16 protein-coding genes are annotated in these 20,157 nt (G+C 70.3%); 12 read left to right on the top strand and 4 right to left on the bottom strand.

Annotation, left to right across the window (positions count from 1 at the left end; translation table 11 throughout):
- Nucleotides 1-73 precede the first annotated feature (73 nt).
- Nucleotides 74-772 (bottom strand): fumarylacetoacetate hydrolase family protein, encoded by a 699-nt coding sequence (locus A9O63_RS20035; protein ID WP_069333472.1) that lies wholly within the window; start codon nt 770-772, stop codon nt 74-76.
- A gap of 221 nt (nt 773-993) precedes the next feature.
- Between A9O63_RS20035 and A9O63_RS20030 the strand changes: the two genes are divergently transcribed.
- The 7 genes from A9O63_RS20030 to A9O63_RS20000 all read left to right on the top strand — a co-directional run bounded on the left by A9O63_RS20030 (nt 994) and on the right by A9O63_RS20000 (nt 7,701).
- A complete protein-coding gene (locus A9O63_RS20030) occupies nt 994-2,025 on the top strand; it encodes an ABC transporter substrate-binding protein (RefSeq protein ID WP_069333471.1) in 1,032 nt (343 codons plus the stop codon).
- A complete protein-coding gene (locus A9O63_RS20025; protein WP_002723717.1) occupies nt 2,025-2,840 on the top strand; it encodes an ABC transporter ATP-binding protein in 816 nt (271 codons plus the stop codon). Before A9O63_RS20030 ends, A9O63_RS20025 begins: the two co-directional genes overlap by 1 nt.
- A complete protein-coding gene (locus tag A9O63_RS20020) occupies nt 2,837-3,682 on the top strand; it encodes an ABC transporter permease (protein ID WP_069333470.1) in 846 nt (281 codons plus the stop codon). Before A9O63_RS20025 ends, A9O63_RS20020 begins: the two co-directional genes overlap by 4 nt.
- Nucleotides 3,682-4,422 carry a GntR family transcriptional regulator gene (locus A9O63_RS20015; RefSeq protein ID WP_069333469.1) on the top strand — a complete coding sequence of 247 codons (741 nt, stop codon included), beginning with the start codon at nt 3,682-3,684 and terminating at the stop codon, nt 4,420-4,422. Before A9O63_RS20020 ends, A9O63_RS20015 begins: the two co-directional genes overlap by 1 nt.
- Before the next feature lie 86 nt (nt 4,423-4,508).
- Nucleotides 4,509-4,967 carry a (2Fe-2S)-binding protein gene (locus A9O63_RS20010; protein ID WP_069333468.1) on the top strand — a complete coding sequence of 153 codons (459 nt, stop codon included), beginning with the start codon at nt 4,509-4,511 and terminating at the stop codon, nt 4,965-4,967.
- Between the two features lie 3 nt (nt 4,968-4,970).
- Complete coding sequence (locus tag A9O63_RS20005; protein ID WP_069333467.1) at nt 4,971-7,106, top strand: xanthine dehydrogenase family protein molybdopterin-binding subunit; 2,136 nt, start codon at nt 4,971-4,973, stop codon at nt 7,104-7,106.
- Nucleotides 7,107-7,113: 7 nt separating this feature from the next.
- The gene (locus A9O63_RS20000; protein ID WP_069333466.1) at nt 7,114-7,701 is read left to right on the top strand and encodes an Isoquinoline 1-oxidoreductase subunit; all 588 of its coding nucleotides are present in this window, start codon (nt 7,114-7,116) and stop codon (nt 7,699-7,701) included.
- A gap of 115 nt (nt 7,702-7,816) precedes the next feature.
- Here the strand turns inward: A9O63_RS20000 and A9O63_RS19995 are convergent, their stop codons facing one another.
- A complete protein-coding gene (locus tag A9O63_RS19995) occupies nt 7,817-9,442 on the bottom strand; it encodes a GMC oxidoreductase (protein WP_069333465.1) in 1,626 nt (541 codons plus the stop codon).
- Nucleotides 9,443-9,955: 513 nt separating this feature from the next.
- Between A9O63_RS19995 and mprF the strand changes: the two genes are divergently transcribed.
- From mprF to A9O63_RS19975, 4 genes are all read left to right on the top strand, one after another.
- Nucleotides 9,956-12,571: a bifunctional lysylphosphatidylglycerol flippase/synthetase MprF gene (gene mprF, locus A9O63_RS19990; RefSeq protein ID WP_069333464.1), complete on the top strand. Its 2,616-nt coding sequence runs from the start codon at nt 9,956-9,958 to the stop codon at nt 12,569-12,571.
- Between the two features lie 217 nt (nt 12,572-12,788).
- Nucleotides 12,789-13,784, top strand: a complete 996-nt coding sequence (locus tag A9O63_RS19985) for an HlyD family secretion protein (RefSeq protein WP_069333463.1) — start codon at nt 12,789-12,791, stop codon at nt 13,782-13,784.
- A gap of 4 nt (nt 13,785-13,788) precedes the next feature.
- Nucleotides 13,789-16,494: a ribosome-associated ATPase/putative transporter RbbA gene (rbbA, locus tag A9O63_RS19980; RefSeq protein WP_069333462.1), complete on the top strand. Its 2,706-nt coding sequence runs from the start codon at nt 13,789-13,791 to the stop codon at nt 16,492-16,494.
- A 1-nt stretch (nt 16,495) separates the two neighbouring features.
- A complete protein-coding gene (locus tag A9O63_RS19975; RefSeq protein WP_069333461.1) occupies nt 16,496-17,620 on the top strand; it encodes an ABC transporter permease in 1,125 nt (374 codons plus the stop codon).
- 122 nt (nt 17,621-17,742) lie between these two features.
- Here A9O63_RS19975 and A9O63_RS19970 read toward each other — a convergent pair whose 3' ends face one another.
- On the bottom strand, nt 17,743-18,504 hold the full coding sequence (locus tag A9O63_RS19970; protein ID WP_069333460.1) for a sulfite exporter TauE/SafE family protein: 762 nt from the start codon (nt 18,502-18,504) through the stop codon (nt 17,743-17,745).
- A 12-nt stretch (nt 18,505-18,516) separates the two neighbouring features.
- Nucleotides 18,517-19,413, bottom strand: a complete 897-nt coding sequence (locus tag A9O63_RS19965) for a LysR family transcriptional regulator (protein ID WP_069333459.1) — start codon at nt 19,411-19,413, stop codon at nt 18,517-18,519.
- Between the two features lie 180 nt (nt 19,414-19,593).
- Between A9O63_RS19965 and A9O63_RS19960 the strand changes: the two genes are divergently transcribed.
- On the top strand, nt 19,594-20,157 hold a 564-nt coding region (locus A9O63_RS19960), incomplete at its 3' end, for a thiamine pyrophosphate-binding protein (RefSeq protein ID WP_141703128.1).

Here is a 20,157-nt window from a genome sequence, read left to right as displayed (position 1 = left end):
CGCGCGCCCGGCCAGGCCTCGCCGAGCGTCGCCGTGCCGAGCGCGAGAAGATCGGCCGCGCGCACCACGTCTCTCAGACGGCCTTCGGCCCGATGCGGACCTGCATCGGCGCGAGCCCCTCCATCGTGCAGTCGAGCACGTCCCCCGTCACGACCGCGCCCACGCCCGCGGGCGTGCCGGTCATGATGATGTCGCCCGGCTGAAGGCGGTGCTGCTCGGAGAGCTTGGCGATGATCTCGTCGACCTTCCAGATCATCAGCCCGATGTCGGCATCCTGCTTGATCTGCCCGTTCACCTTCAGCGTGAGCTGGCCCGAGGTCAGCACGCCGCACTCCTCGGCGCGGGTGACGGGGCCGATCGGGGCGGAGAGGTCGAAGGCCTTCGTGACCTCCCACGGCAGGCCCTTCTCGAGCACGCCCTTCTGATGGTCGCGCCGCGTCATGTCGAGGCCCACGGCATAGCCGTAGATGTGGCTCGCGGCATCGGCCACCGAGATGTTGTAGCCGCCCGACTTCAGCGCCACCACGAGCTCGCATTCGTAATGGAAGTTCTCGGTGAAGACCGGATAGGGGATCTCGCCGCCGTTGCGCACCACCGCATCCGCAGGCTTCATGAAGATCACCGGCGGGTCGCGCTCGTCCGCGTTCATCTCGCGGATGTGGGCGACGTAGTTCTTGCCGATGCAATAGACCCGGCGCACCGGGAATTTCTCGTCGCTGCCGACGACATCGAGGTGGGCTTGCGCCGCGGTGGGTAGGACGTAGGCCGCCATCTGTCACTCCTCCTGAACAGTCGCGTGCGGGCCGCAGCCCTGCCGGCCGCGACTCGTGATGCCAAAGCGTTCCCGGTATCGGACGGCAGATCAAGATATGAAAACGCCAGATACTCTGTTTCGTATATTTTTTTGAAATACGGCCCGAATGGTATACGCTGAGTCGCGGAGGGAGCGCCCCTCGTCGGGGCGGGACGTCCGACAACGGGAGGAACAACAAGATGACCAGCACGACCAGACTGAGCCGTCGCAGCTTCGGCCTTCTGACCGCCGGAAGCGTCGCAAGCCTTGCCATCGGGGCGCCAAGCCTGATCCGCGCCCAGACGGCGGTGAATTTCGCCGTTCCCAACCCCTCGGCCCTGACATGGCTGCCCTACTGGGTGGCGGTGGGCGAAGGCTACTTCGCCGAGGAAGGCTTCGAGCCCCGGCTCGAGGCCATCGACGGCTCCTCGGCCGTGCTTCAGGCCATGTCGGCGGGACAGGCGCAGATCGGCGCGCCGGGACCGGGCCCGACGCTCGGCGCCCGCGCCCGCGGGGTGGACGTCAAGTTCCTCTACAATCTCTATCCGAAGTCGGTCTTCGGCCTCCTCGTGAAGGAGGACAGCGCCTATCAGACCCCCGCCGACCTCAAGGGTCAGGTCATCGGCGTGGGCACCGCCGACGGGGCCGAGGTCTCCTTCACCCGCGCCATCCTGACCGAGGCGGGCATGACCGAGGGGGCCGATTACAGCTTCCTGCCGGTGGGCGACGGCGGCACGGCGGCGGTGGCCTTCCTGCGCGACGAGGTGGCGGCCTATGCGGGCGCGGTCTCGGATGCGGCCATCCTTGCCGCGCGCGGCCTCACGCTGCGCGAGATCACGCCCGAGGCCTTCCTCGGCTTCTTCGGCAACGGCATCGCCATGCTGGAGAGCCAGATGCAGGCCATGCCCGAGCTTGCCCCCGCCTTCGGCCGGGCGCTGGTGCGCGGCACGCGCTTCGCCTCGGATCCGGCCAACAAGGAGAAGGCGCTGGCCCATTGCGCGGCCGGCAATCCGCAGGAGGGCGAGCAGGATTACGCAGCCTCGCTCTATGACGGGGTGGTCAACCGCATGACCCCGACCGAGGCCTTCATCGGCAAGGGCTACGGCTACCAGCCGCCCGAACACTGGCAGGCGATCCACGACTCCGCCGTGGCCTCCGGCGCCCTGTCCGAGCCGATCGGGGATCTGGCCTCGGTCTATACCAACGAGTTCGTCGAAGGCTGGAACGGCTGATGGCGATGGCAGAACCCCGTGCCCGGATCCCGGAGACGGCCGCCCCCGCGCGGCCGATCTACGAGATCGAGCGCCTGTCGAAGACCTATGCCAACAACCGGCTGGTCGCCCTGCAGGACGTGCATCTGACCCTGCGCAAGGGCGAGTTCGTCTCGGTCGTCGGCTCCTCCGGCTGCGGAAAGTCGACGCTCCTGAAGATCATGTCGGGGCTTCTGCCGCCCACGCGGGGGCGCGTCGTGCTGGACGGCAGGCCGGTGACGGGGCCGCGCCCCGATATCGGCATGATGTTCCAGCAGGCGACGCTCTTGCCCTGGAAGACCACGATCGAGAACATCGTGCTTCCCATCGAGATCCGCGAGGGGCGGGCGGCGGCCAAGGCCGCCCTGCCGCGCGCGCAGGCGCTCCTGTCGCTGGTGGGTCTCGGCGATTTCGCCCGTGTCTTCCCGGGCGAGCTGTCGGGCGGCATGGCGCAGCGGGCCTCGATCTGCCGGATGCTGATCTCGGAGCCCGCGGTCCTTTTGCTCGACGAGCCCTTCTCGGCGCTCGACGAGCTCACGCGCGACTTCATGAACATGGAGCTGCAACGGATCTGCGCCGAGCAGGAGGCCACGGCCTTCCTCGTCACCCATTCGCTCGCCGAGGCGGTGATCCTGTCCGACCGGGTGCTCGTGATGAAGCCGCGCCCGGGGCGGGTGGTCGAGGAGATCGTGATCGACCTGCCCCGCCCCCGCACGCTCGAGATGATCAACACGCCGAAGTTCGGCCAGATCGTCGGCCACATCCGCGACCTGCTCGGCAAGGAGGCCCACCAATGACCGACACTCCCGACAGCCGCGACACCGTCTGGGTCGAGCACGAGGCGCTGATCGACCGGGTGCCGCGCTGGGTGGCGATGCTGGCCCTCGCCGTCGTCGTGGTGGCGATCTGGGATCTGGCCACCGCGCGCATGGGCTGGGTCTCGCCCATCATCCTGCCGAGCCCGGGCGAGACGCTCGAAGACCTGATCTTCGTGGGCAAAAACCTCCTGACCGGGGGCTACATGCTCGAGGCGCTCTGGACCACCACGCGGACGGTGTTCTGGGCCTTCCTCTTGGCCACGGGCATCGGCTTCTCGCTGGGCGTGCTCGTCGGCGAGACCAAGTTCGGCGAGCGCGCGGTCATGCCCTATCTCGTGGCGATCGACACGATGCCGAAGGTCGCCTTCGCCCCGCTCTTCATCGCCTGGCTCGGCTTCGACATCGCCTCGAAGGTGGCGCTGGCGGCTTTCATCGCGACCTTCCCCATCGTGGTCTCGACGGCGGCAGGCCTCTATTCCGCCTCCGAGAACGAGCGGATGCTGTTCAAGGCGATGGGCGCCTCGCGGCTGCAGACGCTGATGCGGCTCAAGCTGCCGAACGGGCTGCCGCACATCTTCACCGGGCTGAAGATCGCCGCAGTGGGGGTGATGGCGGGCGCCATCACGGGCGAGTTCCTGGGCGGCGGGCGCGGCTTCGGCGCGCTCATCCGCCAGTCGGCCAGCCAGATGGACACGCCGCGCGTCTTCGCGCTGATCCTCTATCTGAGCCTCCTCGGTCTGGCCCTTTTCTTCACCGTGGCCTGGCTGCAAAAGCGTCTCGTCTTCTGGAACAAGGCGAATCAGCCCATCGGAGCTGCGTGATGACGAGTGCTGCGGAGAAGGCGCCCCCCGAAGCGCGGAACCTGTCGGAACAGGCCTACGACCGGATCCGCCGCGACATCCTGCGGGGCGAGCTCTTTCCCGGCGTGAAGCTCCATATCGAGGGCATCTCGGACCGCTACGGCATCGGCATCGCCCCGGTGCGCGAGGCGCTGAACCGCCTCTCCTCGGAAGGGCTCGTCGAGCGCAAGAGCCAGCGCGGCTTCTTCGTGGCGGGCATCTCGATGGCGGGGCTCGAGGAACTGGTGAAGACCCGGATCTGGCTCGAGACCCTGGCCCTGCGCGAGTCGATCGCGCAGGGCGACGTCACATGGGAGGAGAACCTCGTGCTCGCCTATCACCGGCTGGCACGGACGAACCGGCGGATGCCCGACGCCTCCGGGCGCGATCTGGCCGAGGAATGGGAGCATCTGCACAAGGCCTTCCACATGCTGCTCCTCGAACGTTGCGGCTCGAGCTGGCTGCTCGGCTTCTGCTCGACCATGATGGATCAGGCGGTGCGCTACCGCAGCCTGTCGATGAACGTCCATCCCAACGTCCAGCGGCGCGAGGGCGCGGCTGCGGAACATGCGGCCATCCTCGCCGCGGCCATCGACCGCAAGGTGGATCTGGCGTGCGAGCTGCTGACCGAACATTACCGGGCCACCCTCGAGGCGCTGCGGGGCGTCATCGGCAGCGACGAAGCCGCGCCTCCGGCCGGGACGGGCCGGCAGGCCGGCTGAGCCGAAAGGCCGGCCGCCGCGCCGCGACCTCTTGACGCAGCGCCTTCGGCCGCTAGGTCGCCGGCAAAAGCCACCGGGAGGCCGCCATGATCCACCTGACCGTCAACGGACGCGAGATGTCCCTCGACGTCGATCCCGACACCCCCCTGCTCTGGGTCCTGCGCGACGAGTTGCGCCTGACCGGCACCAAGTTCGGCTGCGGGGTCGCCCAGTGCGGGGCCTGCACCGTCATGCTCGACGGGATGCCCCGGCGGTCCTGCGTGACGCCGGTCGGGATGATCGACAATGCGTCCGTCACCACCATCGAAGGGATGGAGGGGCCTGAGATCTCCGCCGTGCAGGCCGCCTGGGCCGCCTCGGACGTGCCGCAATGCGGCTGGTGCCAGTCGGGCCAGGTGATGTCGGCGACCGCGCTCCTGCGCCAGATCCCGAAGCCCACCGACGAGGAGATCGATCACGCGATGGGCGGCAACCTCTGCCGCTGCGCCACCTATGTCCGCATCCGGCAGGCGATCCACGACGCCGCCCGCACCCTGGAGGGCTGAGCCATGACCCTGCTCTCGCGCCGCCGCTTCCTCGCCACCACCGCGGGCTTCACCCTCGCCCTCGTGCTGCCCACCCCCTTCGCCCGGGCACAGGGCGCGCCGCCGGACCTGCCCGCCACGCCCAACGCCTTCATCCGGGTGGGCGCGGACGATACGGTGACGGTCATCATCAAGCATCTCGAGATGGGTCAGGGCCCCTACACCGGGCTTGCCACGCTGGTGGCCGAGGAGATGGACGCGGACTGGAGCCAGATGCGCGCCGAGGCCGCCCCCGCCGACGATACGCTCTACAAGAACCTCGCCTTCGGGGCGCAGGGCACCGGCGGCTCGACCGCCATCGCCAACAGCTACATCCAGATGCGCAAGGCGGGCGCCGCGGCCCGCGCCATGCTGGTCGAGGCCGCAGCCGAGGAATGGGGCGTGCCCGCCTCGGAGATCACCGTCCGCGCGGGGCGGCTCTCGCATCCCGGCGGCAGGGAGGCGGGCTTCGGCGCCTTCGCGGCCGCCGCGGCCGAGCGCGCGGTGCCGCAGGATCCGCCGCTGAAGGACCCGTCGCAGTTCGTGCTGATCGGCGGCCAGGGCAAGCGGCTCGATTCCGCCGCCAAGTCGGACGGCACCGCCGAATTCACGCTCGACATCTACCGCGAGGGGATGCTGACGGTCGTGGTGGCCCATCCGCCCGCCTTCGGCGCTACCGTGGCCTCCTATGACGATGCCGGCGCGCTGAAGGTGAAGGGCGTCGAGATGGTGCGCCAGATCCCCGAGGGGATCGCGGTCTATGCCCGCAACACCTTTGCCGCCATCAAGGGCCGCGACGCGCTGGAGATCCGCTGGGACGAGAGCAGGGCCGAGCGGCGCAGTTCCTCCGCCATGCTGGAAGACATGGCCCGTGCGCTTGCCGAGGCCCGGGTGGTCGAGGAATCGGGCGACAGGGGCGCCCTCGGGGGCGCCGCCGAGGTTCTCGAAGCCGACTACCGCTTCCCCTATCTCGCCCATGCGCCGATGGAGCCGCTCGATGCGGTGATCGAGGTGAAGGAGGGCCGCGCCGAGCTCTGGTATGGCTGCCAGTTTCCCTCGATCGACCGGCCGACCGTGGCCGAGACCCTCGGCCTGCCGATGGACGCGGTCAGGATCAACGTGCTCCTCGCGGGCGGCTCCTTCGGGCGGCGCGCGCAGGGCAACGGGCATCTGGCCGCCGAGATCGCCCATATCGCGCAGGCTGCCGGACGCGACGGGGCCTTCAAGCTGCTCTGGACCCGAGAGGACGATCTGAAGGGCGGCTACTACCGCCCCATGACGCTCCACCGGCTGCGCGCCGGGCTCGATTCCGATGGTAGGATCGTCGGCTGGGAGAATGCCGTGGCGAACCAGTCGATCATGGCCGGCACCGCGCTCGAGGCCTTCATGCAGGACGGGCTCGATCCCAGCTCCTACGAAGGGTCGAACGACCTGCCCTATGACGTGGGCGCGCGGCGCATCTCCTGGGCGCGGGTGGAAAGCCCGGTGCCCGTGCTCTGGTGGCGCTCTGTCGGCCACACGCACACGGCCTTCGCGGTCGAGGTCTTCCTCGACGAGGTGCTCGAGCGGGCGGGCAAGGACCCGGTGCAGGGGCGGCTCGAGCTGATGACGCCCGAGGCGGGTCGCTACCGCGGCGTGCTGGAAAAGGTGGCCGAGATCGCGGGCTGGCAGGGCCGCACCCGCGCCGGCCGCGCCTATGGCGTGGCGGTGGCCAAGAGCTTCGGCACCTATGTGGCCCAGATCGTGGAGGTCGAGAATGGCGGCGCCCTGCCGAAGGTCACGCAGGTCTGGTGCGCCGTCGATTGCGGCGTGGCGGTCAACCCCGACGTGATCCGCGCCCAGATGGAGGGCGGCATCGGCTATGCGCTGTCGGCCGCGCTCTACAGCGCGATCACGCTCGACGGCGAGGGGCGGGTGCAGCAGTCGAACTTCGACGACTACCGCCTGTTGCGCATCCACGAGATGCCGCAGGTTCATGTCGCGATCCTGCCCTCGACCGAGCCGCCCACCGGCGTGGGCGAGCCCGGCGTGCCGCCCCTTGCCCCTGCCGTGGCGAATGCCTGGCGCGCCCTCACGGGTCAGCCGGTTCGCCAGCTTCCCTTCGCGCAACTTCTGTCCTGAGGTGACCATGCGCCTTTCTTTCCTCGCCGCAGCGGTGCTCGCGGCGGCCCCTGCGCTCGCGCAGGATCTGCGCGGGCCCGACGCCTTCGCCGACATCGCCGACGACAGCGCCCGCTCCGCGGCGCTCTTTGCCGAGATGGGCAAGGTCCTGACCCATCCGCGCTGCCTGAACTGCCACCCCGTCGAGGGCGGGCCCACGCAGGGCGACCGGATGCAGGCCCACAACCCGCCCGTGATCCGCGGCGAGGCCGATTTCGGCGCGGTGGGGATGAACTGCACCACCTGCCACGGGTCGCGGAACGTCTCCTTCACCGGCAGCCCCGGCAGCATCCCGGGCCACGAGCCCTGGGCGCTGGCACCGATCAGCATGGGCTGGGTCGGCCGCAGTCTGGGCGAGATCTGCGCGCAGATGAAGGACCCCGAGCGCAACGGCGGCAAGACGCTGGAACAGTTGCACGAGCACAATGCAGAGGACGGGCTCGTGGGCTGGGGCTGGGATCCCGGCGAGGGCCGCGAGCCCGCACCCGGCAGCCAGAAGATCTTCGGCGAGCTCACGCGCGCCTGGATCGACAGCGGCGCCGCCTGCCCCTCCTGATCCCGGCAGCCGGGGCCGGTCCGGCGGCTCGGCCCTCAATGAGCGCGGGGCCGACAGGACGCGGGCCGGCGCCTTGCCCGTGGCCGCCTGCCGCCGGGCCGGGCGGCCTTGACCGTCATCCCGTCAGCCGGCGCCCCAGATGACCGGCCAGCCGGAAGGCGAGGCAGGTCAAGAGCAGCGTCGGATTGACCGCGCCCGAGGTCGGAAAGACCGCGGCGCCCGCCAGATGCAGGTTCGGCACGCCCCAGACCGTGCCGTCCGGATCCACGACACCGTCCTCGGGGCGGGCCGACATGCGCGCCGTGCCGATGTGATGCCCGCCCTGCGCCCCGAGCGCCTGCTCGACCGTCTCGGGCGACCAGAGGAACTGCCCGATCCCGCCGGCCGCCACCTGCGCCTCGAGCCGGGCGAGGTTTGCCCGCACGCCGGACAGCGTTGCCGGATCCAGATGCCAGTGGAGCCGGATCCGCGGCATGCCCCAGCGGTCCCGCGTCGTGCCGAGCGTGATGCGCGACTGCGGATCCGGCATCTGTTCGGCATTCATCTCCAGCCGGTAGCGCCGGTCGCGGCGGATCAGGAAGACCGAAGGCAGCTTGCGGCGCGCCAGCACCCGCCTGAAGAGGATGTGGGGGAGGAATGACGCCAGATCAACCGGTTCTCGCAGGATGTTGGCAAGATGCGCGAGGATCTCGGGTGTCGGCGGCAGAGCGGCGGCACCGACCAGTCCCAGCTGATATTCCTTGGGCAGGAGCAGCTTGGCCAGATGCACCGCCGACAGGATCGGGTCGCGGTGCGCCGCATCCCAGCTCGGCGGCGGCGCAGGCCGCCACAGCGCGTTCGGCAGCCGCTCGCGCAGGCGGCAGGCATCCGTGAGGCGGATGAGGCTGCGCCCGTAGATCCCGTCGCGGGTCCGGCGATAATCGATCTTGCCGCCCTCGATCGCCGAGGTCAGATGCAGCTCGCCCACATCGCCGATCACATGGGTCATGTAGTGGCGGCCCAGATGGTCGCTGTGGTTCCCGATGCCTTCGGGCCGGACGTCGCGCGAAGCAAGCAGCAGCCGCGCCGTCTCAATGCCGCCGCAGGCCAGCACCACATGGCGCGCGCGCAGGAAGGACCGGATGCCCGAGGCGCGGTCGACGAGACGCAGCCCCTCGACCCGGCTGCCGTCGGGACAGAGCTCGACCGAAGTGACCAGATGGCCGGCCAGCACGCGCAGATCCCGCCGCCCCTCGAGCTTCGGCCGCAGCTTCTCCCACAGGTCGGTCGGCCGCGAGAATCTCTCGATAGTGTCGAGCTCGAGGTCGGCCGCCTCGGGCCGGTTCATCCGGAGCGGCCGGTCGAAGGCGGCTTCGTCGAACTCGGGCGCGCCGCAATCGAGAAAATCCGCCGCCGCCGGCAGGTGCCGCTCGATCTCGCCGGGATCGACGGGCCAGCCGATCCCGCCGCCCCCGGAACGGAAGTCGATCCGGTCGAAGGGAATGCAGCGCCCGCCCCAGACGGTGGAGGCGCCGCCGAGCATCCGGCGCCGGAAGAGATGGGCGGCGGGATGACCGTGGCCCGACAGGCTCTCGGCGCCGAGCGAGTCCTCCTCGTCCTCGCGGTCGCGGCGCCGGCTTCCGGCCTCGATCAGCGCGAGGCTGAGCCCGCGTCCCACGAGGCGGCTGACGATGGCGAGCCCGGCCGGGCCGCTTCCCACCACCGCGACGTCGAAGGGCGGATCCGACGGCCTGCCTCCCATCCAGCGTCAACCCTTCGCCAGCCACTCCGCACGGCTTTGGATGATACGCCGGAACCGGCCTTCTCCTCACGGGAATGTCGGCGGAACCCGCCCCGGCGCCGCGGGTTTGCCGGCCGCTGCCCAGCGATTGAGCGCAGGCCCGAGCCGCCCGGCGGTCGCCGCCGAGCCAGGATGAGGCTTGCCCCTTCCGAAGGGCGTAGGCGCCGCTCCTCCCGAGGGAGACGGTGCGCCGCCCCCATCCCCCCGGCGACAGATGCCGGCGGCGCGGGAGGATGGCGGAGATTCGGCGCGGTCGGGGCGCCCCGACCGACGCTGCGGCAGGGGCAGGCGGTCGCGCGCCGGAGGGGCTTGGCGGCGACGCGGGCGCAGGCTAGAAGGACGCGCGACACGAGCGTCGGGAACCGACGATCTTCAGGATGCTGTGCGCCGCGCCTTGCGCTTCCGCGCCGGGCCGGGCGCAGCATGAGGAGCAACGCCGGAGCCGTCAGGCGGGCGATCCAGAAAGGGCACTGCATGTCCTGGCGCAGCGAGACGCCCGAAGCCGCGACTCCCCCGGACGAGGCCCTCCCGCCCCGGTCGAGGCCCGTGCGCGACTGGCTCAGTCGCAACCGCACCGTGCTGCTCGCGCTGGTGACATGGGTCGTCTTCGCGGCGGTGGCCTACACGACCTACCGGATCACGGGCGACATCCGCTACGAAGACATCCTGCATGCGCTCGAGGCGACGACCTGGACCGACATCCTGATCGCGGGCTTCTTCACCGTGGTGAGCTTCGTCCTGCTCGCGGGCTACGATGTCAACGCGCTGCGCCATCTCGGCAAGCAGGCCAATCTGGTGCAGGTGGGCATGATCGCCTTCAGCGCCTATGCGATCGGCAACACCGTGGGCTTCGGCCCGCTCTCGGCCGGGGCGGTGCGCTATCGCGGCTACAGCCGGCTCGGCCTCTCGGGCGAGCAGATCGCCGGCGTGATCGCCTTCGTGACCCTCTCCTTCGGCCTCGGGCTGACGGTGACCACCGCGCTTGCGGCGCTGGTGGCGGCCGATCAGGTGGCGGGCTTCGCCGGTCTCACGCCGCAGATGCTGCGGCTTCTGTCGGCGGGCCTCCTCGTCGCGCTGACGGTGGCGGCGGCGATCCTCTGGCGCAGCGACGGGTGGCTGCGGCCGCACATGCCGCGCCCCGGCATCGCGATAGGCCAGCTCGCCATCACCGCGGCCGATCTCATGGTCTGCGCCACGGTCCTCTGGGTGCTCCTGCCGCAGGATCTGCAGGTCAGCTGGATTTCCTTCGTCATCATCTATGCCATCGCCATCGGCCTTGGCGTGCTGAGCCACGTCCCCGCGGGTCTGGGCGTCCTCGAGGCGGTGATTCTGACCACGCTCGGCGGCGCGACGGGGACGGACGCGCTGCTGGGATCGCTCGTGCTCTACCGGGTGATCTACCATGTCGTGCCCCTCCTGATCGCGGTGGTGGTGGTGGCCTGGACCGAGGCGCTCGAAGCGCTCCATTCGCCCCGCCTCGAATGGGCGCAGCGGATGGGCACGCTGCTCGCGCCCTCGCTCCTGGGCTCGCTCGCGGTGATCTGCGGCGTGATGCTGATCTTCTCGAGCGTGATCCCCGCGCGCGAGGCGAACCTCGTCTGGCTTGCGGGCTACGTTCCCGCCCTGCTCATCGAGGGCGCGCATTTCCTGTCGAGCCTGATCGGCCTCGTGCTGTTCGTGGCGGCCCGCGGCCTCACGCAGCGGCTCGACGGAGCCTACTGGCTGACGCTGGGCGCGGCGAGCGCGGCCTTCTTCTTCACCTTCGTCAAGGCGCTGGCTCCCTACGAGGCGGTGATGCTGGCCGCCCTGATCGGCTTTCTCCTCCTGAGCCGGCCGCTCTTCGACCGGCCCGCCTCGCTCTTTGCGCAGACGCTGACGCCGCCCTGGATCGCCGGCATCGCCACCGTGGCCATCTCGGCCATCACGATCCTGCTCTTCGTCCAGAAGGACGTGGCATACAGCCACGAGCTCTGGTGGCAGTTCGAGATCTCGGCCGAGGCGCCGCGCGGGCTGCGCGCCCTCCTGGGCGTGGTGGTGCTGTCGGCGCTGATCGCGATCCGCAGCCTGATGCAGCCCGCCCGTCCCGAGCCGGGGATGCCCGACGAGGCCGAGCTGAAGAAGGCGCTCGCCATCGTCGAGAGGCAGGACATGGGCGAGGCCAATCTCGTGCGGATGCGCGACAAGAGCCTGATCTTCTCGGACGCGGGCGACGCCTTCCTCATGTATGCGGTGCAGGGCCAGTCCTGGATCTCGCTCTTCGGGCCCATCGGCGCCCCGCGCGCGCAGGCCGAACTGATCTGGCGCTTCATCGAGACCGCGCGGGCCAAGGGCGGGCGGCCGGTCTTCTATCAGGTGCCGCCCTCGCTTCTGCCGCTCTGTGCCGATGCGGGCCTGCGCGGGCTGAAGCTGGGCGAGCGGGCGGTGGTCGATCTCGAGGCGATGGACCTGCACTCGAGCCAGTGGGCCGAGCAGCGGCAGGCCCTGCGCAAGGGCGAGCGGATGGGTCTGGCCTTCGAGCTCCTGGAGCCCGCTACCCTCGGCCCGATCCTCGACGAGCTCCAGCAGGTTTCGGACGCCTGGCTCGCGCATCACGACACCCGCGAGAAGGGCTTCGCCCTCGGCCGGTTCGAGCGCGACTATGTGGCCGCGCAGCCGGTGGCGGTGCTCCGCGCCGAGGGGCGCATCGTGGCCTTCGCCACGGTCATGCAGACGGGGACGAAGGCCGAGGCCACGCTCGATCTGATGCGCTTTGCCCGCAGCGCGCCGCCGGGCTCGATGGACGTGCTGCTGTGCAACCTGCTGGTCGAGATGAAGCGGCAGGGCTTCCGGAGCTTCAACCTCGGGATGGCGCCGCTGTCGGGCATCACCGCGCATCAGGCCGCCCCCTTCTGGAACCATCTCGGCCAGTCCGTCTTCGAACATGGCGAACGGTTCTACAATTTCCGCGGCCTGCGGTCCTTCAAGGCCAAATACCGCCCCGAGTGGCAGTCGCGCTACCTCGTGACGCCCGGCGGGGTCTCGCCTCTGGCGGCACTGGTCGACGTCACGCTGCTGATCGGCGGCGGCCTCAGGGGCGTGATGCGGAAGTGAGCCGTGAGGCCCCAGCCGGAGCCGCGGCCTCCGCGTGACCTCACGCCCGCGGCGGAATGCCGCGGCGCCGGTCCGAAAGCCCTTGCTGCAGGGCAGCAGAGGCCGCAGCTCGGGCCGTGGCGACGGGGTCCGTGACCGGCGAGAGACTGGACGCTCGCCCCCCTAGGGTCATTATCGTCTCACGGGCCCGTCTGCCCGGCCTTGGGAGACTCAGTCCATGATGCGCGCCCTCCTTCCCTTCCTCCTGGCACCGGCGCTGGCCTGCGCGCCCGCAAGGGCCGAGACGCCCTTCGAGAAGCTGAAGGCCCGCTTCTTCGCAGAAGAGACCGAGGGCATCGCGCGCTCGAACGGGCGGATCGAGGCGCAGACGGTGGATGTGGCGGCCAAGCTCGCCGGTCGCGTGACCGAGGTGCTGGTCGCGGAAGGCCAGATCGTGTCGGCGGGCGATCCGGTCGCGCGGCTCGACGACCGCGACGCGCAGGCGCAGCTTCTGGCGGCCAAGGCCGCGCTCATGCGCGCCCACGCGGGCAAGAGCGTGGCCGAGGCGAGCGTGGCGCAGGCGGACAGCGCGCTCACCGTGGCCGAGACCAACCGCGACCGGGTGGTGCAGCTGCACGCCGACAAGCATGTGTCGGACGCGGTGCGCGACGATGCGGTCAATGCCGCCGTCTCGGCCGAAGCGGCGCTGAAGATGGCCCGGGCGCAGGTGACGGAGTCCGACGCGCTGATCGCCGCCGCCGAGGCCGACCTCGCCCGCGCCCGGATCGCGCTCGAGGATCTGACGATCGCGGCTCCGGTGCGCGGGCGCGTGGTCTACCGGCTGCGCGAGCCGGGCGAGGTGGTGGCGGCCGGCGCGGCGGTGGTCTCGATCCTCGACCTCTCCGACGTCTACATGAACATCTACCTGCCCGCAGCCGACGTGGGCCCGCTCGTGCTGAACGACGAGGCGCGGCTGATCCTCGATCCGGTGCCGCGCTACGTCATTCCCGCGACCGTCACCTTCATCTCGCCCGAGGCGCAGTTCACGCCGAAGTCGGTCGAGACCGCCTCGGAGCGCGAGGATCTGGTGTTCCGGGTGAAGCTCCGGGTGCCGCCCGAGCTGCTCTCCCGGTTCGAGACCCAGATCAAGACCGGCGTCCGCGGCCTGGGGTTCGTGCGCACCGAGCCGGGACGGGACTGGCCCGCCGATCTGGCCGTGAAGCTGCCGGATTGAGGGCATGGAAAGCGCCGCCGAGATCGCGGGCATCTCGCACCGCTACGGCACCGTGACCGCGCTCGAGGCGGTGAGCCTTACCATTCCCGCGGGCCGGATGGCGGGGCTGATCGGGCCGGACGGGGTGGGCAAGTCCACCCTCCTCGCGCTGGTCGCGGGCGTGCGGCGGCTGCAGGGTGGCGGGCTCACCGTGCTCGGCCACGACATGACCCGCCGCGCCGAGCGGCAGGCGGTCGCGCCGCGGGTGGCCTACATGCCGCAGGGGCTCGGGCGGAACCTCTACCCCACCCTCACGGTGCGCGAGAATCTCGAGTTCTTCGGCCGGCTCTTCGGCCAGAAGGCGCCGGAGCGCGCACAGCGGATCGAGATGCTGCTCCGGGCCACGGGCCTCGACCCCTTCCCCGACCGCCCCGCAGGCAAGCTCTCGGGCGGGATGAAGCAGAAGCTGTCGCTCTGCTCGGCGCTGATCCACGACCCCGACCTCCTGATCCTCGACGAGCCCACGACCGGGGTCGATCCGCTCTCGCGCCGGCAATTCTGGGAGCTGATCGCGGCCATCCGCACCCACCTGCCGGGGATGAGCGTCCTCGTCGCCACCGCCTACATGGAGGAGGCCGACCGGTTCGACTGGCTGGCCGCGATGGACGGGGGCCGCGTGATCGCCACCGGCAGCCCCGCCGAGTTGCGCGCCCGCACCGGGGCCGCCACGCTCGAGGCGGCCTTCATCCGTCTCCTGCCCGGCGGGGCCGACGCCGCCCCCGTCGCCCTGCCGCCGCGGGGCCATGCGCCCGACGCCACCCCCGCCATCGAGGCGCGCCACCTCACCAAGCGGTTCGGCGACTTCACCGCGGTGGACGATGTGAGCTTCACCATCCCCGAGGGCGAGATCTTCGGCTTCCTCGGCTCGAACGGCTGCGGCAAATCCACCACGATGAAGATGCTGACCGGCCTTCAGGACGCGACCGAGGGCGAGACGCGGCTCTTCGGCGAGCGGCTGGGCGCGGCCGACATGCAGAGCCGGATGCGCATCGGCTACATGTCGCAGGGCTTCTCGCTCTATGGCGAGCTCACCGTGCGGCAGAACCTGATGCTTCATGCCCAGCTCTATGCCCTGCCCGCCGCGCGGCGCGCGCCCCGGGTGGCCGAGGTCATGGCCGAGTTCGATCTGGCCGAGGTGGCCCATCAGAAACCCGAGAGCCTGCCGCTCGGCATCCGCCAGCGCCTCCAGCTGGCCGTGGCCACGATCCACGAGCCGCGGATCCTGATCCTCGACGAGCCCACCTCGGGCGTGGATCCGCTCGCGCGCGACGATTTCTGGCGCAAGCTCATCGTGCTCTCGCGCGAGCGGGGCGTGACCATCTTCATCACCACCCATTTCATGAACGAGGCCGAGCGCTGCGACCGCATCTCGCTCATGCATGCGGGCCGCGTGCTCGAGATGGGGACGCCGGCCGAGATCGTGTCCCGCCGCGGGGCGGCCACGCTCGAGGAGGCGTTCATCGCCTGCCTCGAGGAACAGACCGGCTCGGCCGGCGGCGAGACCGCGGCCATGGTGCCGCCCGATCCCGCCCCGCCCGCCGGACGGATGCGGCAGGCGCTGACCCGCGCCGGGGCCTACAGCTGGCGCGAGACGCTGGAGCTGGTCCGTGACCCGATCCGGCTCTTCTTCGCGCTGGCGGCGCCGGTGATCCTGCTGCTGACCATGGGGTTCGGCATCTCCTTCGACGTGAACCGCCTGAGCTTCGCCGTCAACGATCAGGACCGCAGCGCCGAGAGCCGCACCCTCGTCGACGAATTCGGGAGCATCCGCCAGTTCGACCGGCGGGCGGACTTTGCCAGCCGGGCCGATCTCGATGCCCGCATGACGCGCGGCGCGGTGACGGTCGCGCTCGAGATCCCGGACGGCTTCGGGCGCGACCTCCGGCGCGGCAGCGTGCCCGAGGTCTCGCTCTGGATCGACGGGGCCATGCCCTTCCGCGCCGAGACCGCGCGCGGCTATGCGACGGGCGTGCTGCAGACCTTTGCGGCCCGGATCGCGCGCGAGGAGGGCCGCGGCGCGGCGACCCCGGTCACGGTCGAGACGCGCTTCCTCTACAATCAGGCCTTCCTCTCGGCCAATGCGATGGTGCCCTCGATCATCATGCTGATCCTGATGCTGGTGCCTGCGATCATGGCCGCGGTCTCGGTCGTGCGCGAGAAGGAGAGCGGCACCATCGCCAACTTCCGCTCGACACCGGTCGGGCGGGCCGAGTTCCTCGTGGGCAAGCAGCTGCCCTACGCCGTGATCGCCTGGGGCAGCTTCTGGGTGCTGTTCCTTCTGGCCCGCCTCCTGTTCGAGGTGCCCTTCTCGGGCGATCTGGGCGCGCTCGCCGCCATCTCGGCGGTCTATGTGGTGGCGACGACGGGCTTCGGGCAGTTCATCTCTTCCTTCACCGCGACGCAGGTGACGGCGGTCTTCGCCACCGCCATCATCACCATCATCCCGACGATCAATTTCTCGGGGCTGATCGTGCCGGTCTCGTCGCTGGCCCCCGCCGCGCGGACGCTGGGCCGCGCCTTCCCCGGCGCCTGGTATCAGCCGGTCTCGGTCGGCAGCTTCGTCAAGGGGTTCGGCTGGGCCGAGCTCTGGCCCGCGGGGCTGATGATGCTGGGCTTCTGCGCGGCCTATCTCCTGCTCTCCGTCCTCGCGCTGCGCAAGCAGGAGGCCTGAGATGGGCGGACAGAGCCTGAAGAACATCCTGCGGCTGACGGTCAAGGAGCTGCGCGCGATCCGCGGCGACCGGGTGATGATCGCGCTGATGATCTATGTCTTCACCATCGCCACCTGGCTCGTGGCGGGCGCGGCCGACACCGACATCAAGAACCTTTCGGTGGCGGTGGTGGACGAGGACCGGAGCCAGCTCTCGGACCGTCTGGCGGGCGCGATCCGCGCGCCGCTCTTCACCCCGCCCGAGCGTCTGACCGCCGCCGAAGCCGAGGCCGCGCAGAATGCCGGGCGGCAGGTGCTGGTCGTCTCGATCCCGCCCGGCTTCGAGCGGAGCCTGCGCCGCGGCGATCCGGCCACGCTCCTGATCCTGATCGACGCCACCGCCGTCGCGCAGGCGGGCAACGGCGCGAGCTTCCTGCGCCAGCTGCTGCTGGACGAGATCCAGGGCTATCTGGCGCCCGGCGCGCCCGCCGCTGCGCTCGTCGCCGTGGAGGTGCGCAACCGCTTCAACGAGAACCTGACCGGCAGCTGGTTCACCGCCGTCATGCAGCTGATGAATTCGGTGACGATCCTCACGCTGATCCTTTCGGGCTCCTCGATGATCCGCGAGCGCGAGCACGGCACCATCGAGCATGTGCTGGTGATGCCGGTGCGCCCGCACGAGATCGTCTTCTCGAAGGTGCTGGCCACGGGCGCGGTGATCCTCGTGGCCTCGGTCCTGAGCCTCGCCTTCGTGATCGAGGGGGCGATGGGGGTGCCGATCGAGGGCTCGCTCGCACTCTATGCCGGGGGCGCCGCGCTCTATGTGGTGGCGGTGGCGAGCCTCGGGCTGATGCTGGCCTCGTTCACGCAGAACATGGGCCAGTTCGGCCTGCTGGTGCTGCCCGTCATCATCGTGATGTTCATGCTCTCGGGCGGGATCACGCCGCTCGAGTCAATGCCGGGCTGGTTGCAGGTGGTCATGCGGCTCGTCAGCCCCTCGCCGCATTTCGTGGCCTTCGCCCAGTCGGTCCTCTACCGCGGCGCGGGCCTCTCGCTCGTCGTCTGGGAGATGGCGGCGATGGCCGCGATGTCGGTCGTGGCGCTGGCCATCGTCCTCGCGCGCTTCCGCAAGGTGCTGGCGGGCTGAAGGGCACGAGGGCGGCGGCCCTTCAGGGTCGAGGCGCTGCGCGCAGTCCGGGCCGGCTCCTGCGCGACCGACCGGGGGCACGAGGATGGCCGGGGCAGCCGGCCGCTCCCCGCCACCCGGGGTCAGAGCGCCATCAGCACCTTGCCCAGTTCCTGCACGAGGATGCTCGCGCCCGAGACGAAGAGGAGCAGGATCAGCAGGCGCTTGAACTGCGTGTCGGTGAGCCGCGCGAAGAGCCGCACGCCCACCTGCGCCGCCAGCATCGTCACCGGCAGGGCGCCCGCGATCAGGAGGAGCGTCTCGGCGGTGTAGGCGCCCTGGAACGCAAGCAGCACCACCGTCGCACCGAGAATGATGACGTTGAAGGGCTGCATCACCCCGCGCTGCTCCTGCCGCGTCCAGGCGTGCAGCGTGCACCACATGGTGGGCAGCGCCCCCGACAGAGAGGCCGCCCCCCCGAGGAAACCACCGGAGAAGCCCACCGCCATATCCGCCACGGGCATCCGCAGATCGAGCGCGGGCAAGGTGCGGCGGAAGGCGAAGAAAAGCCCGTAAAGCCCCATGAAGCCACCGATAACCAGCTTCAGCCATCCCGCCTCGACATACTGGAGCGAGAGCACCCCGAGCGGAACCGCCACCAGCGCGGGAAGCACGAAGCGCAGGATGCGCCGTGGCTGCCGAGAGATCGCCTCGCGCACGGCCCAGAGGCCGGGCAGCCCGCTCGTCACCGACATGACCGCCGAGATCGCCACGGCCTGCGCGGGCGGCAGGATCTCGAGCCAGAAGGCCAGCGCGAAGAGCGCCGTGCCGAAGCCCGCGAGCCCGTTGACGAACCCGCCCGCCGCCGCGCCGAGCCCGAAGAGAAGGAGGAAGTCGAGGGTCACGAGGAAGCTCCGTCAGAGGGAAGAAGGGTCGAGCACGCCGATGCCCACCGCCTGCACCAGCTTCTCGTGCAGGATGCGCAGGACGCGCGGGCGCGCATTGTCGGCCCGGCTGCTGAGGCCGAGCTGGCGCCGAAGCCCGCCCGCATCGAGCGGGATGTGCTTGAGCGGCAGAGGGTTGATGTGATCCACGCAGGGACGCGGCGCGATGGAGACGCCGAGGTTCGCCAGCACCATGCTCGAGATCGTCTCGAGGCTCTCGAGTTCCATGCTCTCGCGCACCTCGATCCGGCGCTGCTGGAGCCAGGCCTCGATCAGCCCGCCCACCACCGCCTGCCGCGAGAAGCGGATGAAGGGCTGGGTGGCCAGCAGCTCCAGCGGGTCGTCGCTCGCCGTGTCGTGCGAGGCCAGAAGCTCAAGCGGCTCGTCGGCCACATGGTTCCAGACCATCCGCCGCGGCACCACATGGGGCCGCGTGAGCACCGCCGCATCGAGCGAGCCGCGCTCGACCTGCTGGAGGAGGTTCGTCGTCAGCCCCGGCACGATGGTCACGCTGAGGGCCGGAAAATCGCGCTTGAGCAGCGTCACCGCGACCGGGATGAGCCCGATCAGCGTGGTGGGCACGGCGCCGAGCCGGATCGTGCCCTCGACGCTGCCCTCTCCCGTCACCGCAAGCGCGAGCCCGTCATAGGCCGCCACCACGTCGCGCGCGCGGCTGACGAAGGCCTGCCCCAAGGGCGTCAGTTCGGGGCTGCGCCGCGAGCGGTCGAAGAGGCGGATGCCGAAATCCTCCTCCAGCTTCTGCATCTGCTGGCTCACGGCGGCATGGGTCAGGAACACCGAGTCCGCCGCCGCGCTGAAGGTCCCGTGCTCGCTGACCGCGATCAGCGTGCGGAGCATACGGATCGACATCCGCCCCTCTCTTCTGTCAGTTTTTCTTACATCACATGTCAGCATTTATTTGTTTTTATTAGATTAGCTTTCGATTAGCCTGTCAATGGGAACAGGTAGAGCCTCGCCGAACCGCTCTGCCCCCTTCGTTCGAGACCAGAGCGCGGCGGTGGCCGTGCACCAGCCGGAGGCATGATCCCGATGAACGACCGTCGCCCCTTCCTGCTTCGCGGAGCGGATCTTCTCGTCTCCACGCTGGTCGATTGCGGGGTGACCCGGATCTTCAGCCTGTCGGGCAACCAGATCATGCCGCTCTACGACGCCTGCCTGGGCTCGGGGATCGAGATCGTCCATGTGCGCCACGAGGCGGCGGCGGTCTTCATGGCCGAGGGCTGGGCGCAGCTCACCGGCGAGGTGGGCGTGGCGCTGGTCACCGCGGGCCCGGGGGCCGCCAATGCGGTGGGCCCGCTGATGAGCGCGCGCCAGTCCGAGACGCCGCTTCTGCTCCTCAGCGGGGACTCGCCCCGGGCGCAGGACGGGATGGGGGCGTTCCAGACCCTCGATCAGGTGGCCGCGACCGCGCCCTTCACCAAACATTCCGCGCGCGTGGGCTCGGTGCCGACGCTTGCGCACGAACTCCGGGCGGCGCTGACGCTGGCACAGGCGGGGCGGCCGGGGCCGGTGCATCTGGCGCTGCCGCAGGATCTTCTGACCCAACGCGCCGAGGGCGCGCCGAGCAGCAGCCGGACCGCGGCTGCCACGGCG

Origin of the sequence: Cereibacter johrii (assembly GCF_001720585.1) — a bacterium.
GTDB classification, from domain to species: domain Bacteria; phylum Pseudomonadota; class Alphaproteobacteria; order Rhodobacterales; family Rhodobacteraceae; genus Cereibacter_A; species Cereibacter_A johrii.
The sequence above is the reverse complement of the archived record's forward strand: the minus strand, read 5'-3'. Positions and strand labels throughout refer to the sequence as shown.